Origin of the sequence: Aquipluma nitroreducens (assembly GCF_009689585.1) — a bacterium.
GTDB classification, from domain to species: Bacteria; Bacteroidota; Bacteroidia; order Bacteroidales; family Prolixibacteraceae; genus Aquipluma; species Aquipluma nitroreducens.
In genome coordinates this window covers 5,544,118-5,559,404 of record NZ_AP018694.1, presented here as the reverse complement: position 1 = coordinate 5,559,404, position 15,287 = coordinate 5,544,118, and the positions used below count along the sequence as shown (strand labels likewise).

Genomic DNA, 15,287 nt, shown 5'->3' with positions numbered 1-15,287 from the left:
ATTCCCTCAATCCGACATTAAGGAAGATAGGCCACTTTGCCGATAATCTTTTTGCCACCCGATTGTAGATGTATAAAATATATCCCGGCTCTTTTGCCATTGAAATTCAAACTCATTTTATTTAATCCCGTTTGTGTGAATGTTACATTTTGCTTTTTTCCAAGCAGATCGTAAACTGCAATGTCTTCCGGGGTATCAATCGTTTCAATTGTTTCAATATGTAAAGTTGTATTTCCGGAGAGTGGATTGGGATAGAAACGTGCTTCAAGTAAGCTAGACTTTGTTGTATCAACAGAAGCCGTGTCATTAATATTACAGGCTATCAGTTCGGAAAGTAATGCGGAACCATTTCCTTCCAGGTTCAGTGAATTGTATGTTGACCATGCTGAGTTATTTTTGAGGAAAAAACTATTTGTTACATCCGATTTCCGGTTTGCCATGTATACAACCAACGAATCGCCTGCATTTATTTTAGAAATGTCGTAGGAAACAAAAAAGTTCCCGGTTGTTTTTACCGGATTAGCGAAAGAAAGATAATTCATTGCATCTCCGTAAAAATTCTTGAGATAGAATTTGTCATTATCTACCAATAATCGTTCAGGCTTATCTGTTCCTTCATAAACTCTGACACTGATATAGGATGTAGAGTTTGCTGTAGCCAATTTTACTTTTGCGATACCTAGCGAAATGCCCGATAACTCACAGCTTTTAGAGAACTTAAATTGTTCGGCAAATTCAGTGAATCCCGCCGAATTTGAGCCACTATAATAACCCTTTTTAATTATTACATCGGGTATCTTAATAATTGAGTGAGTATCAGTTTCTTTAAAATTGGTAACGGCACTGCAATGTGTCTCTGGCGGATTTAAAGCCATTCCGTCAAGTTTCTCAACATTCGAATTTATCGGATCGAGCCAGATTTTTAACTGTTTACTGCTTTCCGTTCTGTAATCCCAGGCTAGAGCAAATTTTTCGAAATAATCATTGGTGGGCAATCCAGGTGGGCAACTCGCTGACCCTCCTGTTAACGAGCCAATTAATTGCTTGTTTTGATCCAGAAGCGGACCGCCGGAAGAACCTTCTTCAGTAACTCCATAGTCCCACCGCAGAACTTTCCAGAATCCATTTGTCAGATAACTACTGTTGAATTTTGCGGTTATCGCAGGATCATTGTCAATCGAAATTTTCTTGATATCGCCTAATGGGTGGTGAATAGAAATGGATGAGCTTGGCGCTATGTTTTTCCGATTCCAACCCAATAAATAAGGACGGTAATTAGCTGTTGGCGTGTTATTGAGGCGAACCAAAGCAAAATCGAGACTATCGAATGATGCTTTGACCGTACTTCCAGATAATGAATGGCTAACATCGCCATCAATGGTGCCGCAGTAAGGCGATTCGTAATTAAACAGAAATAAAGCAGACTGTGCCATTTTTTCCATTTGTGATTGCGATGGCTTTGAATTATTTGAGGTTTGGAAACAGTGAAAAGCCGTAAGGACATAGGGAGCGCCATCCTTTGATGTATTATTTAACATAGTTCCAGTGCAAAGTTCGCTCCCATCTATGATAATTCGACAAATTCCATCGCGCACATTTTCTGTTCCGTTGGCGATATCACAGTTCACATTCACATTGCAAGAGCCTGAAATACCTAAGGGCCGATGATCTTTGGTTACAATACCAACATAATCGTGGGCGACCTTTGCAATTTGCAGTTCTCCACGAAAAGGGACATTAACAGGTTCTTCATATTGAATAAGCAGTTCATCGCCTTCGATCGGTTCCACAGCAAACATCCGGCTTTCTGAATTATTGTCGGAAGTATAAGCCCCTTTTATTTCACCGGTGTTCTCACTGATCAGGAAAAGTCGTGCATTTTCAGGCAAATTAAACTGATCAAAAATCAGGTTTAGTGAGTACGCACCGGTTGAACGAATGCGTAATTGCCATACATTTACCTGTGTTGTATTGTACCATGTTCCTGAATTATTAAGGTTTAACGATACATCGAAGGAATAAGCAAAGCGAAATGGTTTCAATTTATTTTGATCAGTCCTGCTGTATAATCCTCTCATTTTTACATTATCAACAGCTGGCATGACAACCAAATCAGTAGTATTGGAAGAATATGATTTTAACTTCTGGATTTGAATTGGAGTTCCACCTCTGGATATTTGTCCGGTTACCACAATTGGCATTACCAACAGAAGAATTACAATAGTTTGGAAAGCCGTTTTCAAGTTCATTTTCCAGTTTAAATAGAATTCAAATTTAAGATAAATTATCAATCGAGGAATACTTCACCAAAAAGCGAGTAAATTTGATGAATTAAAACAAAATAGACGTGAAAGTATTGTGTATGTTCGTTGACGAGTTTAGTTATTTTCCACAGCAGAAAAACCTGGAAGATACTGAAGAAGTTCTGGATGGGAAGCAATTTTCAAAAGCGATTCTGTCGTTTATTCAGGTTGAACAAACAGATGAGGAAAATGATCTTAAGTCTCGTGAAAAAAAGCTTGTTAACCACTTGAAATGGGTTGCCAGAAAGAATGAAACCAATTCGGTTATTCTTCATTCTTTTGCACATTTATCCGAGTCAAAAGCCTCTCCTGAATTTACGAAAGAATTATTTAACGAGGCTGAAAAAAGGCTTTTGAATGCCGGGTATTCGGTTGCGCAAACCCCGTTTGGATATTTTCTTGACTTAAACATTAAAGCGCCGGGTGTTTCACAGGCTAGAATATGGGCAAGCTTATAAAATATGCAACTAATCAATCTACATACTCATTTAGCCGATAAAACGGGGAATCCTCAGATCGTGAATGTTTTTGCTCAGGAGTTAACTCACAATCAACCGGATTTTCTTTTTTCGGCTGGACTCCATCCATGGCACATCGGAAAAGTAAATGTGGAGGAATGTTTTGAGGCAATTGATCGCGCATCAGCTCAGAAAAATATGCTTGCTGTTGGCGAATGCGGCCTTGATCGATTGATAGAGATAGACTTCGCATTACAGGAATGGTGCTTTAAACGACAAGTACTGATTGCAAATAATCGTCGTAAACCATTGATTATTCATTGTGTACGGGCATATTCAGATTTGATAAAATATAAAAAAGAAAATAAATCTGATTTACCATGGATCATTCATGGTTATCGAGGCAATTGGGAGACTACTTCGAGCTTGAACAAGCATGATTTTTACTTTTCGGTTGGTGAACAACTTCTCAAAGATGAATCAAAACATGACATTTTTCGATCAATTCCCATTGAACGTTTGTTTTTGGAAACCGATGATCGTAACATTTCAATTGACGAAATTTATTCATTAGCAACGCAAATTCTAAAGATCGATGAGAACGAGTTGGCACAAATAATTGCCAGTAACTTCAAAACTATTTTTGGAGAAGACCATCTTTAAGCGTAAGGATAGAATGCTGAAAATCAGATAAAAATGGCACTTAACAATTATTTAATCTGATTTTTTCGAAACAATTCTGATAATTCTTTGTCTATATTGCAAAACTATTTATGTTTGCAGTCATTAATTCAGGTAATCGAATATGAATCATTCAGCAAAAAATATAACCTCCTGTGTTTCCCATCCGATGGGTTGCAATGATTCCATGATGTCCTTTATGTCTATGATAATGCGCTAGCCTTTAGGCGGTGTGATTTTCATATTGTTTAAAGGCTCGAACCCAAATCCAAATTCTTCCAAATTTCAATTTTAAACTTATCTCATGTCAAATTGTGTCGTACGATTTGGCGGAAGCAGTTTATCTAAATTTCCTGTTCTTGAGGCTTTCGCGAGTCTTCTATCCGAATCAGAAAATGACGAAACTGTTGTTGTTTCCGCCGTTCCAGAAATACTAGAAATCCTTGAACAGGGCATCGAATCACTAATTATCAATTCAGTTACTTCCGATTTCATAATTGATCAGATCCAGAATCAAGTAAATGAGCGATTGAATGTTTTTCATCCATCCAGATCCGATGAGAATTTGATTAATGAATTGAAAAACCTTCAGAATTTACTGAAAGGAATTGAGTTTACAGGCGATTTCTCTTTATCATTGAAAGATCAGGTAATTAGTTACTCCGAGCGTATTTCAGCATGCATTTTGCATCTGTTTCTGAGCGAAAGCCAAGTCAGTTCAAACCTCCTTTTTCCTGAGAATATTGGGTTAATTGTGACTAAAGAATACGGAAACGCTACTATTTTGTATGAAGAATCAGCCAAGCTTCTCTCTTTGCTGCCAAAAGGTATAAATCTGATTCCCGGTTCATACGGAATTACTTCAGGAGGAAAAGTGGCCAGATTGGGCAAACGATCGGCTGACTATTCTGCGGCTGGAATTACCCGACTGATTGGCGCTGATTCTCTCCAACTTTGGGAACTCGATGCAGAGTTTAGAACTTCGGATGCTGCTTTTGTTCCTGATTCACAGCTTATTTCACGGCTGACTTATGCTGAAGCTTCAGAATTATCTTATTTCAGTGAGCAATCCATTCATCCGCGAATTGTCGAACCGTTAATCAGCAATCATATACCGGTTCATGTTTATCGTCTGAAAAACAAAGGAAAAGAGTTGACTACCATTATCAATTCTGAATCGTTTGTTACGCCCAATGTGGTTAAAAGTGTGGTTCATACCGAAGAAATTGCCGTATTGAAACTTAATGGTCCTGGCGTTGGTTTTAAACCCGGAATTTTGGCTAAAGTAACAACGGCATTTCATCAATCGGCAATTAACATTCGATCCGTAATTACCTCACAGGTGAGCATTAATATCATCCTGAATAAGAATGAAATTGAGAAAGCCAGGCAAATTTGTAGTCAATTACCGCTCACTTCGGTAAGCGAAATTGTTATTGAAGATCAGGTTTCGCTAATCGCAGTTGTTGGTCACGGCATGCAGCAACACCATGGTGTTTCTGCCAAGTTGTTTACGGCAGTTGCTCAGCACAAAATCAATGTACTGCTGAGTGGTTCTGGCGCTTCTGATTTAGTGAGTTATCTGATTGTTGATCAAAAGGATACTCAGAAAGCAATTACAGAAATTCACAATATATTTTTTAAATCGATTTTTTAACCCTAAAATAAAGTATCATGACTGAAAGAAAATTACATTTTGAAACACTGCAATTGCATGCAGGGCAGCAAGTTGATCCAACGACAAATTCGCGTGCTGTTCCAATTTACCAAACTTCGTCGTACGTATTTAACAATGCCGAACATGCTGCAAATCTGTTTGGATTGAAAGAATTCGGAAACATTTATACCCGAATCATGAATCCGACAACCGATGTATTTGAGCAGCGAATTGCTGCGCTCGAAGGCGGGGTTGCCGCATTGGGAGTAGCTTCGGGCCATTCGGCGCAGTTTTTAACCTTTACCAACATCATGGGCATTGGCGATAATTTCGTTAGTTCGCCTTATTTGTATGGAGGTTCGTACAATCAGTTTACGGTAACTTTCAAAAAATTGGGTATTGAAGCACGTTTAGCTGCAGACCTTACCATTGAAGCTTTTGAAAAGCTTATTGACGAAAACACCAAAGCCATTTATTTGGAAAGTATTGGAAATCCCGGATATGTAGTTCCCGACTTTGATGCTTTTGGCGCGTTGGCTAAGAAATACGATATTCCGTTTATTGTTGACAATACATTTGGAGCTGGAGGTTACCTTATTTGCCCGATTGAACACGGCGCTAATATTGTGGTCGAATCTGCAACTAAATGGATTGGTGGTCACGGAACCAGTATTGGCGGCGTGATTGTTGATGCTGGTAATTTCAATTGGGGAAATGGCAAGTTTCCTGGTTTTACTGAACCTTCAGAAGGTTATCATGGTCTGAAATATTGGGATATCTTCAATTCTGACGGACCATTTGGCAACATTGCATTCATCATCAAAGCTCGAGTTGAAGGGTTGAGGGATATTGGCCCTTCACAAAGTCCGTTCAATTCGTTCTTACTGCTTCAGGGGCTTGAAACTCTTTCTCTTCGGATGGAACGTCACATTCAAAATACGCTGGCTCTGGCCAAATGGCTCGAAAAACATCCGAAAGTAGCAAGCGTTAATTATCCGGGACTTGAAGGCAACCCTTCGTATGCCTTAGCTCAAAAATATTTGACAAAAGGCGCAGGCGGAATGCTTTCATTTGAAGTGAAAGGTGATAAAGATGCAGCAATTAAGGTTGTTGACAGTCTGAAATTAGTAAGCCATTTGGCAAATGTTGGTGATGCCAAAACGCTGATCATACAACCTTCAGCCACAACGCATCAGCAACTTTCAGATGAAGCACAACTTGCGGCTGGAGTATTCCCAAGCTCATTGCGTGTTTCTGTAGGTCTTGAACACATCGAGGACATTATTGCCGATTTCGAACAGGCCTTGAGTCAAATTGCTTAATTTTACAACCCTAAAGGCTGTATCAAAAGTTAATATATTCAAGCAGTCACCCCGAACTTGTTTTGGGGTCTGTTAGCAATACTTTGAGATCCTGAAACAAGTTCAGGATGACGGAATCAATGACTTTTGATACAGCCTCGTTTCAATTAAAATATTGATATTATGCCAATTAATGTTCCAGATCAATTACCAGCAATTGAACTTCTTCAGAAAGAGAATATTTTCATCATGGACGAATCGCGTGCAGCGCATCAGGATATTCGTCCACTAAAAGTCATTATTGTCAATCTGATGCCTATTAAAATAACAACCGAAACAGATTTGATCCGGTTATTATCAAATACTCCGCTTCAGGTTGAAATTGATTTTCTCCGGATGAAAGGTCATGAGTCAAAAAACACGTCGGATGTCCACATGAAGGCGTTCTACAAGACCTTTGATGAGCTGAAATCGAAAAATTATGACGGAATGATTTTTACCGGCGCTCCTGTTGAATTACTTCCTTTTGAAGAAGTTACTTACTGGAAAGAGCTGACCGAGATTTTTGATTGGTCGAAATCGCATGTAACCTCATCGCTGTTTATTTGCTGGGCTGCACAGGCCGGATTGTTCCATTTCTATGGTGTCCCGAAGTATCCTTTGGAGAAAAAGATGTTTGGAGTCTTTAAGCACCGTAATTTAAATGATACCCTGCCTATTTTCAGAGGTTTTGATGATGAATACTTTGTTCCCCATTCACGTCACACCGAAGTTTTGGAAAAAGACATTCAGAAAGTAATTGAATTGAATATCGTTTCGAAATCGGAAGAGTCTGGCGTAAATATGGTCATGACTTATGATGGCCGGCAATTCTTTGTGACCGGACATTCCGAGTATTCGAGATACACGTTGGATACCGAATACAAACGCGATTTAAAGAAAAAATTGCCAATTGAAATTCCTGTCAACTACTATCCGGACAACAATCCTGAAAACGAACCGTTGATGCGTTGGAGAGGACATGCTAATTTGTTAATTTCCAATTGGCTAAATTATTACGTTTATCAGCAAACTCCTTACATCCTTGATAATTTATGCTTTGATATTTAAGAATTATGATATTGACATAAGTTCAGAATACAAAAAATTAATTTAAATTTGGCTCCCTAATCTTTAACGAAATCTGGATGTTTGAATGGGACGAAAATTACAGTGTTGGTATACAGTCTATTGATAATCAACACAAAGAATTATTCAGGCATCTAAACAATTTGCTTGAGGCCATGAAACAAGGGCAGGCCAATGCTATTATAACTCAAACTATTTCTGAAATAGAAAGATATGCTATAACTCATTTTCAGAAAGAAGAGTTTTTCTTTCAACGATTTAACTTTCAGGGTTCTGCCGAACACATTAAGGAACATCAGGATTTTAGGGAAAAGGTTTCGTCCTTTAAGGCTGAATTAAGAACCGGCGAAGTTACCCTGACGATCGAATTATTGTACTTTCTGAAAGATTGGATTGATCATCACATTTTGGATATTGATAAACAGTACTCTGAGTGTTTCAGACAAAATGGATTAAAGTAATTTCCGGTTAGTTTCTCTCATTTTTTTATGATCACGAATTCGGTTCTTCGGTTTAGTGCCCTTCCTTCGGGTGTTTCGTTCGAACCGACTGGTTGTGTAAGTCCGTATCCTTTGTAGTTCATACGAGCGTCATCAATTCCTTTATTAATCAAATAGTTGTAAACTTCTTTAGCCCTCGATTCTGATAACTTCTGATTCAGCTCTTCGTTTCCAACATTATCGGTATGTCCTTCTATTTCGATGAAAACGGTTTTGTTCAAGTTCAGAAACTCGATTAATTTCTGAAGTTCAACTTTCGATTCGGGAAGCAAATCGAAAGATCCGGTATCGAAAAATACATTCCGAAGAACTACTGCCCCACCAACTTTTATCTTCTTCATTTTAATCTCAAGAATGTAGGGATCAATAATTTCTTTCTTTTCTTTCAATTGGAAGTTATCTGAATAGAATAAATATCCTTCCTTCGTTATATTAAAGGCATATTCTTTCCCTAACGGAAGGCACATCAGGAATTCGCCCTTTTCCCAGCATGACTCTCCCCTGATCACCGACTTTGAATTTTCCAGATCAGTCAATTCAACCTTGGCGCAAATCGGAGCACCCGAATCTTCGTCAACAATTTTTCCTTTAATGTACGAAACGGGTGTTGGCCGAGCCTTTTCGTATAATTCAAAAGAATAGATGTCCATTCCTCTTGATCCCGGCCGATCCGAAGAGTAATAGGCATTTTTCCCGGCAGCATCAACCACCAGGCCTTGTTCATTTTTGAATGAATTAATCGGATAGCCAATGTTTTGAGGTTTCGACCAAACGGAATCATTCTTCTGCCTGGAATAGAATATGTCATAACCGCCCATTCCAGGCCAGTAATCAGAAGCAAAATAGAGCGTTTTGCCATCGGAGTGAATGAACGGCGACATTTCATTACCCGGAGTATTGATTGAATCGCCGAGATTGAGAGGAGTCCCCCAAATTGGAGTTCCCCCAGTTGAAAAGCCTTTTAAATTGCATTTCCAGATGTCCATTCCACCCTTACCACCGCGACGGCTACTCACAAAATACAAGATCTCTCCATTTGCTGAAATGGACGGTTGCGACTCCCACGCAGGCGAATTCACAGGTTCGCCTACATTTTGAGGTAATGACCAGCTTCCGTCTTTAAAGCGCGAATAGTAAATATCACAACTTCCTATACCATCGCTTCGGGTACAGGCCGTAAAAAACAAAAGTTTACCGTCTGTTGAAATTGTCTGTGCCCCTTCGTTGTAAATGGTATTGATTGATTTTATTGGTGTACTAGGTTGCCAAATATTATCAACAAGGTCTGATGTATAGAAATCTTCCTGAGCGATAGGATGTTGCGATGAAATTGTTTGTGAACCGACTAATCGGGTAAAAATAAGTGTTTTACCATCTACCGTAATTGTAGGCCAGTATTCATCATCTTCGGAATTAATATTATCGCCCAAATTTACAGATTGAAATGAAACCGGATGTTTCAATAAGTTTACTGCTCCTATACATTTATCAATGCTTTGACGGGCTTTAACAGCTAAAGGGGTATTTGCTTCAACCCGTTTGAGATAATTTTCGTAGGCATCACTTGCATTTTGATATCTTTCGGAACGATAATAAGCTTTCCCTAACAAATAGTATAGCTTTGAATTTTTATCAGGAGCAATTTTGAGAGCAGCTTCAATGGCTTTTATCTGAAGACCAACAGAATCGATATCCATGTAGATATCTGACTTAAGCAGATAAGCGTCTAAAAATTCAGGATTGAGGGACAATGCATCATCCAGAAAATTCAGTGATTTATTGAAAAGTTTACTTTCATAGGCAATTCTTGCCTGCTCGAACAGCTTGCCTGCTTTTTTCTCACTTGAAGAAATCTGCCCTGAAGCAAACGAATAAATGAGCATGAAGAACAGAACAAAATATTTTTTCATGAATGGAGCATTGCTATTACGGATTTAAAACTACCAGAAATTTTCAGAGTGAACCAATAACATTTAGATACATTTAGTCGTAAAGTAAATACATTTTTAGGTATGTAGCATAATAATCACATTATCAGAGCCTCAAAAATAATGGGTTATATTTTTCAGATTAAAATACATGGATGTATCTTTTTTTTTCATAGTTTAACGAACAAATAATTTTATAATTTATAAACTTTTAAACTTTTAATTATCAAACTTTTAGATTTTTCGCGATGAAAACTAACAAGAATCTGAAAATCACGAAGAAAGGTATTGAACCTTTAAAAACGGATGGTGATTCCATAAAAAACACCAAATTGCACAAGGATAAGAGTTCTAAACGCAGATTATCTATTTACGACGATTTTGCTGATGAAAATCTTGATGGACTTGATTATAAATTTAGCGACGAACAATTTGATGACGAATAAAATTTAACCAAATAAAATAAATGTTTCCCAAGGGGTTGACATTTACATCAAAGCATCAAAGGACCAGAATTTCTGGTCCTTTCTATTTTTCATTTAACAGATGTCTCTACTTTTTCAATCGTTCCGGTGTAATTAATCCATTGCCTGTTCCTGAAAATAATTTTCAAATCAGCGTACCCATCTAATCCGGTATTCAAAAAAATTGCATACGATTCATCCGAATCTTCTAACTCCGTTGAAATCACAAACATCTTTTTCCGCTCATTGTAAACCTGATCAATTTTCTTTGCCGTTAGATCAAATTTTACACCTCCGCTCCCACCGCCATATGGAGCAGAATAGGCTCTCCCATAATAAGGTAAATAAGCTTTTACCCGAAGGCTATCAAAAGTCAGATCGTAATTTGAGGATAAATTATTAAAGTTTCCCAAATTTGAATTGGCGGAGCGTGCAACAAACTTAAAATGTCCACTTTGTATAAGTTGAGCCATTTCAAGTCGTTGCCTGGCTTTAAGTTCTTTTTTATCATTTTGGCTAAAACCAGTTAACGCCAGCAACAAGGTAATGATAACAACTGTAGTGAAAGTTTTCATTTTACCCGATTTTTTTTGATTAGACTACATTTATTTACGATAACCATAGTCGTCAGGTTGCTCAAAATGAACCCAATAGATTTTACACTTGATTTTGAGGATTACCTGTAATAAAACCCTTTAGGTTATCTATAGTAATATTTAATAAACGTTGGCGGGCTTCAAATGTTGCCCAGGCAATATGTGGAGTAATAAAACAATTTTGCAATGGAATCAGTGGATTATCAGGCCGTGGAGGTTCTGCTGAAAGCACATCGAGACAAGCAGCCGATAGCTGACCGGCATTGAGTGCATCAGCCAAATCCTGCTCATTGATCAGTCCGCCTCTTCCGGTATTAATCAGAACCGCAGTTGGCTTCATTGTTTTGATTAGATCCCGGTTCACAAATTCAATATTTTCGGCAGTTAGCGGACAATTTAAGCTCACAAAATCACTTTCAGTAAAAACTTCAGATAGCCCTTTTTGAATAATTCCGGATGGCAAATTTGCTTTTTCTGAACGGTTTTGAAAGATCACTTTCATGCCGAAAGCAAGTCCAATCTCAGCCACTCTGCGGCCAATACGGCCAAATCCAACTATTCCAAGCGTTTTCCCTGCAAGTTCGATTTGTGGACTTTGGGAATACGAGAAATCAGCGCTACTGATCCAATCGCCTTTTATTACTGAATTGGCATGAAGTTCAACCCGATTGGCCACATTCAGAATGTGCGAAAAAACCAATTGGGCAACCGAATTGGTACTGTATGCCGGAATGTTGTTAACTACAATATTTCGCTCAGCAGCAGCCTGAACATCAACAACATTGTACCCTGTAGCCGTAACACCAATATATTTCAATGAGGACAACTTGGCCATTAGTGCTTTATCGATGATGACTTTGTTGGTAATTAGTGCATCCGCACCATCGGCTCTGCCGAGAACTTCTTCAGGTCTTGTCCGGTCAAAAATTACACATTCGCCCAATTCATTTAGATTCTCCCATGAGAGGTCGCCGGGATTCATGGCAAATCCATCTAATACTACTATTTTCAAAGTTTCAGGTTTTAAATGATGTATAAAGGAAATTTAAAAAATGCAGTTTACCAAGATTGGGATTATATTCCTTTAGATGATTACAGCCGAAATAGTGAATTAATTATTGATATAATCCTTGACAATAATAGGTTTACGATCAAAAGAATAGGCTGAAAAATAACCGAGTGCTCCATTGTTGAAATTACTGATCGGGTTGGCCGGTGAAGCAGATTGAATTATTTCTATGCCGGAGATATTTTCGAGTGTCGAAAAATAATCGTAAGTAGCTTTGTCAATGGACTGAAGTTCAACCGTTATACTATCATTTTCCTGAAAAACTGCAGAATGCTGAACTAGTCCAATTAGCTTGCCATCAAAAAGCTTATCCGAGTACAGGTTGATTTCTCCTTCGTCGGTAACCGCGTTTCCATTCACGTAGATTTTCATCCGGTAATAATTATCAACTCCGGCCGGATCGCGTACAAAGCAATTTACTTTATAACCGCTGTCGAAAAAACCAAAGCCATCGAAATAAGCCAAACTAATGTCAGCAATTGGTATCATTTCATGCAAATACGAACGGGCTGAATAGGTAATTCCCTCATATTCCACATCGACGATATACCAGTAATTGGCCAGTGCAACAGTCTTTTCTAATTTATAAATGCCCGGCGCCGATTCTTTAAAATACCTGGGTTTTCCATTTTCAACTCTTACGCTCACAATTGCGCCCGATACCGAATTGGATGATGATGTGCCAAAATAGGGTGAAGTCTTCGAAACCAACACCGTGAATGGCTCTTTATTGCTCGTTATGGTGGCTTCAATCACAATAATAGATTTTGAATCGGCCAAATCAATCTCAATCACCTTTTCACACGATGAAAACGCAAGGCTGGCCAATAGCAGGATCGATATAGAAAGAAACTTATTCAAATAATTTAGAATTTAAACTTATAACTTACTGATGGAATGAACTTAAACAATGAAATCTGGACGGCTTCTGTTTGGTCAGGATTGTCTTTATTTTGCCTGAAAGAGATAAAATAAGCGTTTTCACGACCATAAGCATTATAAACCGAAAAGTTCCAGCTCGATTCAAAACGTGCTGTCTGTTTTCTGATCCAGGTTACACCTAAATCGAGCCGGTGATAATCGGGCATCCGATATCCGTTGCGCTGGGTGTAATACCCTATCGTTTTTCCGTCGATGGTGTATTTACCATTGGGGAAAGTTACAGCATTTCCGGTATTGTAAACCCAAGTTGCCGAAAAATTTAGTTTACGGCTCAAATTATACATCGCAACGATGGAAACATCATGACGTCTATCCTGCCTTGCGGGAAAAGGGTTGCCGTCGTTAATCAGGTCGAACTGACGCATCGTTTTCGACCAGGTGTAACCCAGCCAACCAGTCAGCTTTCCATAATTCTTCCTGAACAAAAATTCAGCGCCATAAGCCCAGCCGCGTCCATAAACCAATTCGGCTTCAACGGTCGAGTTAAAAACCAGGTCGGCTCCATTTCTGTAATCAATCTGGTTTTGCAGATTTTTATAATAAACCTCGATTGACGATTCGAACATATTCTGTTTCATATTCCTGAAATAGCCCAGTGACCACTGATCGGACAGTTGTGGTTTCACATTATCGCTACTAGGCAACCAAACATCGGTTGGTGTCGACGATGTTGAATTGGAAAGCAAATGAATAAATTGGTAGATGCGGTTGTACGAGGCTTTTACTGCCGCCTGACTGCTCAACTGATAATTGATTGCCAGCCGGGGTTCCGGTCCGCCTTGTGTTCTTACCCATTTAAAATGATCATAACTAGTCAATTGTAAAAGTTTTCCATTCGAATCGAACTGGTAAAAGTCTCCCGGACCAACATTCGAGAACAATGCCAGCCGCAAACCATAATAAACCTGCAACCGCCCTGATAACTGCTGACTGTTTGAAATATACACTGAATTCTCAAATGCCCTGCGAGGTCTCACTGCCAAAGAATTGTAAATACTGGTTGGCGACGCATCGATTTCGCCCGGAACTATTTTATGGGCAATCAGGTTAATGCCAAATTTGAGTGTATTTCGGGTATTTGGATACCAGCTAAAATCCTGCTTCAGGTTAAAATCCTGAATGTGCGATCCCATAACAACATCCTTATCCCCTGAAATATCAATCTGGTACGAATAATTGCTGAAAATAAAGGAGCTGTTCGAAAATAGTTTTTCACTAAATGTATGGTTGAGTCTGACTGTTGCCGTTTTGCTTCCCCAGTCAAATCCAAATTGATCCGGAATCCGAAACTTGTCGCGACCGAAATAACCTGAAATAAATAACCGGCTCGACGGATTCAGTTTAAAGTTGGTTTTCATATTGATGTCGTAGAAATACAACTTGGCGTCACGAATGTCTTTATCAGGGGCGAATTGCAGAAACAAATCGGCATAGGTGCGGCGGGCACTCACCATAAACGAGCTCACATCTTCTTTTATCGGCCCTTCGAAACTCAGGTTCGACGCAATCAATCCTACATTTCCGGTAGTTTCATATTCTTTCAAGTTTCCTTCCTTCATTCGGATATCCAATACAGATGACGCTCGGCCGCCGTACTCCGCCGGAATTGACCCTTTGAGCAGATTGGCATCGCGAATGGCTTCCGAATTGAAGACTGAGAAAAAGCCCAACAAGTGAGAAGCGTTGTAAACCGGAGCTTCGTCGAGCAGAATAAGGTTTTGATCTAATCCGCCGCCACGTACATAAAAACCTGTGTTTCCTTCACCAGCCTGTTTTACTCCGGGCATCAACTGCATGGTTTTAATCAAATCGCGTTCGCCAAAAAGCACCGGAATGTTCTCAATTTGCTTTGGATTAATCTTTACATTTCCCATTTCCAGCGAAGAAACGTTCCGGTCGCCTCGTTGTCCACTCACTTCAACATCGTCAAGCTCGTAACTTATTGCATTCATCTTGAAATTAATAAGTTGGCTGGAGTGAAGTTTCAAGGGTAAAAGCTGATTGGAATAACCCATTTGCCTGATATTGATGGTGTAATCGCCTTCAGGAATGGATATGGAATAGAACCCATAGGAATTACAAACCGTAGCATAATTTGTGTTCTGAATCGTCACAATAGCGCCAATCAGGTTTTCGCCGTTCGAAGCATCCGAGATCGTTCCGCTTACCGTATAATTTTGTTGTGAAAATGCCCCAAAGCAAAGAACAACAAAACCGAAAGCAGATAAGACGCGCGAAAAAACCATAGATTTAGAAATAG

The 15,287-nt window shown here is 39.0% G+C and carries 13 protein-coding genes; 7 read left to right on the top strand and 6 right to left on the bottom strand.

The window, feature by feature from the left end; translation table 11 throughout:
* Window positions 1–17 precede the first annotated feature (17 nt).
* Window positions 18–2,249: a T9SS type A sorting domain-containing protein gene (locus tag AQPE_RS23210; protein ID WP_318348861.1), complete on the bottom strand. Its 2,232-nt coding sequence runs from the start codon at window positions 2,247–2,249 to the stop codon at window positions 18–20.
* Window positions 2,250–2,347: 98 nt separating this feature from the next.
* On the opposite strand from AQPE_RS23210, the gene AQPE_RS23205 reads away from it, so the two are divergent.
* The 6 genes from AQPE_RS23205 to AQPE_RS23180 all read left to right on the top strand — a co-directional run bounded on the left by AQPE_RS23205 (window position 2,348) and on the right by AQPE_RS23180 (window position 7,989).
* Window positions 2,348–2,761 carry a threonyl-tRNA synthetase editing domain-containing protein gene (locus AQPE_RS23205; protein ID WP_318348860.1) on the top strand — a complete coding sequence of 138 codons (414 nt, stop codon included), beginning with the start codon at window positions 2,348–2,350 and terminating at the stop codon, window positions 2,759–2,761.
* Between the two features lie 3 nt (window positions 2,762–2,764).
* Window positions 2,765–3,424, top strand: a complete 660-nt coding sequence (locus AQPE_RS23200; protein ID WP_318348859.1) for a TatD family hydrolase — start codon at window positions 2,765–2,767, stop codon at window positions 3,422–3,424.
* Window positions 3,425–3,746: 322 nt separating this feature from the next.
* Window positions 3,747–5,099, top strand: coding sequence for an aspartate kinase (locus AQPE_RS23195; protein ID WP_318348858.1), 1,353 nt, complete (start codon window positions 3,747–3,749; stop codon window positions 5,097–5,099).
* A 17-nt stretch (window positions 5,100–5,116) separates the two neighbouring features.
* Window positions 5,117–6,421 (top strand): O-acetylhomoserine aminocarboxypropyltransferase/cysteine synthase family protein, encoded by a 1,305-nt coding sequence (locus tag AQPE_RS23190; protein ID WP_318348857.1) that lies wholly within the window; start codon window positions 5,117–5,119, stop codon window positions 6,419–6,421.
* 162 nt (window positions 6,422–6,583) lie between these two features.
* Window positions 6,584–7,510: a homoserine O-acetyltransferase MetA gene (gene metA, locus AQPE_RS23185; protein ID WP_318348856.1), complete on the top strand. Its 927-nt coding sequence runs from the start codon at window positions 6,584–6,586 to the stop codon at window positions 7,508–7,510.
* Between the two features lie 77 nt (window positions 7,511–7,587).
* Entirely contained in the window at window positions 7,588–7,989 is a 402-nt protein-coding gene (locus AQPE_RS23180; protein ID WP_318348855.1) for a bacteriohemerythrin, read from the top strand.
* 17 nt (window positions 7,990–8,006) lie between these two features.
* Here the strand turns inward: AQPE_RS23180 and AQPE_RS23175 are convergent, their stop codons facing one another.
* Window positions 8,007–9,938, bottom strand: a complete 1,932-nt coding sequence (locus tag AQPE_RS23175) for an OmpA family protein (protein WP_318348854.1) — start codon at window positions 9,936–9,938, stop codon at window positions 8,007–8,009.
* Between the two features lie 266 nt (window positions 9,939–10,204).
* Between AQPE_RS23175 and AQPE_RS23170 the strand changes: the two genes are divergently transcribed.
* Window positions 10,205–10,402: a hypothetical protein gene (locus tag AQPE_RS23170; RefSeq protein WP_318348853.1), complete on the top strand. Its 198-nt coding sequence runs from the start codon at window positions 10,205–10,207 to the stop codon at window positions 10,400–10,402.
* A gap of 89 nt (window positions 10,403–10,491) precedes the next feature.
* Here the strand turns inward: AQPE_RS23170 and AQPE_RS23165 are convergent, their stop codons facing one another.
* From AQPE_RS23165 to AQPE_RS23150, 4 genes are all read right to left on the bottom strand, one after another.
* Window positions 10,492–10,995, bottom strand: coding sequence for a DUF4251 domain-containing protein (locus AQPE_RS23165; RefSeq protein ID WP_318348852.1), 504 nt, complete (start codon window positions 10,993–10,995; stop codon window positions 10,492–10,494).
* An 82-nt stretch (window positions 10,996–11,077) separates the two neighbouring features.
* On the bottom strand, window positions 11,078–12,028 hold the full coding sequence (locus AQPE_RS23160) for a D-2-hydroxyacid dehydrogenase (protein WP_318348851.1): 951 nt from the start codon (window positions 12,026–12,028) through the stop codon (window positions 11,078–11,080).
* 99 nt (window positions 12,029–12,127) lie between these two features.
* Window positions 12,128–12,946: a DUF4249 domain-containing protein gene (locus tag AQPE_RS23155; protein WP_318348850.1), complete on the bottom strand. Its 819-nt coding sequence runs from the start codon at window positions 12,944–12,946 to the stop codon at window positions 12,128–12,130.
* Window positions 12,947–12,951: 5 nt separating this feature from the next.
* A complete protein-coding gene (locus AQPE_RS23150; protein ID WP_318348849.1) occupies window positions 12,952–15,273 on the bottom strand; it encodes a TonB-dependent receptor in 2,322 nt (773 codons plus the stop codon).
* Between the last annotated feature and the right edge of the window lie 14 nt (window positions 15,274–15,287).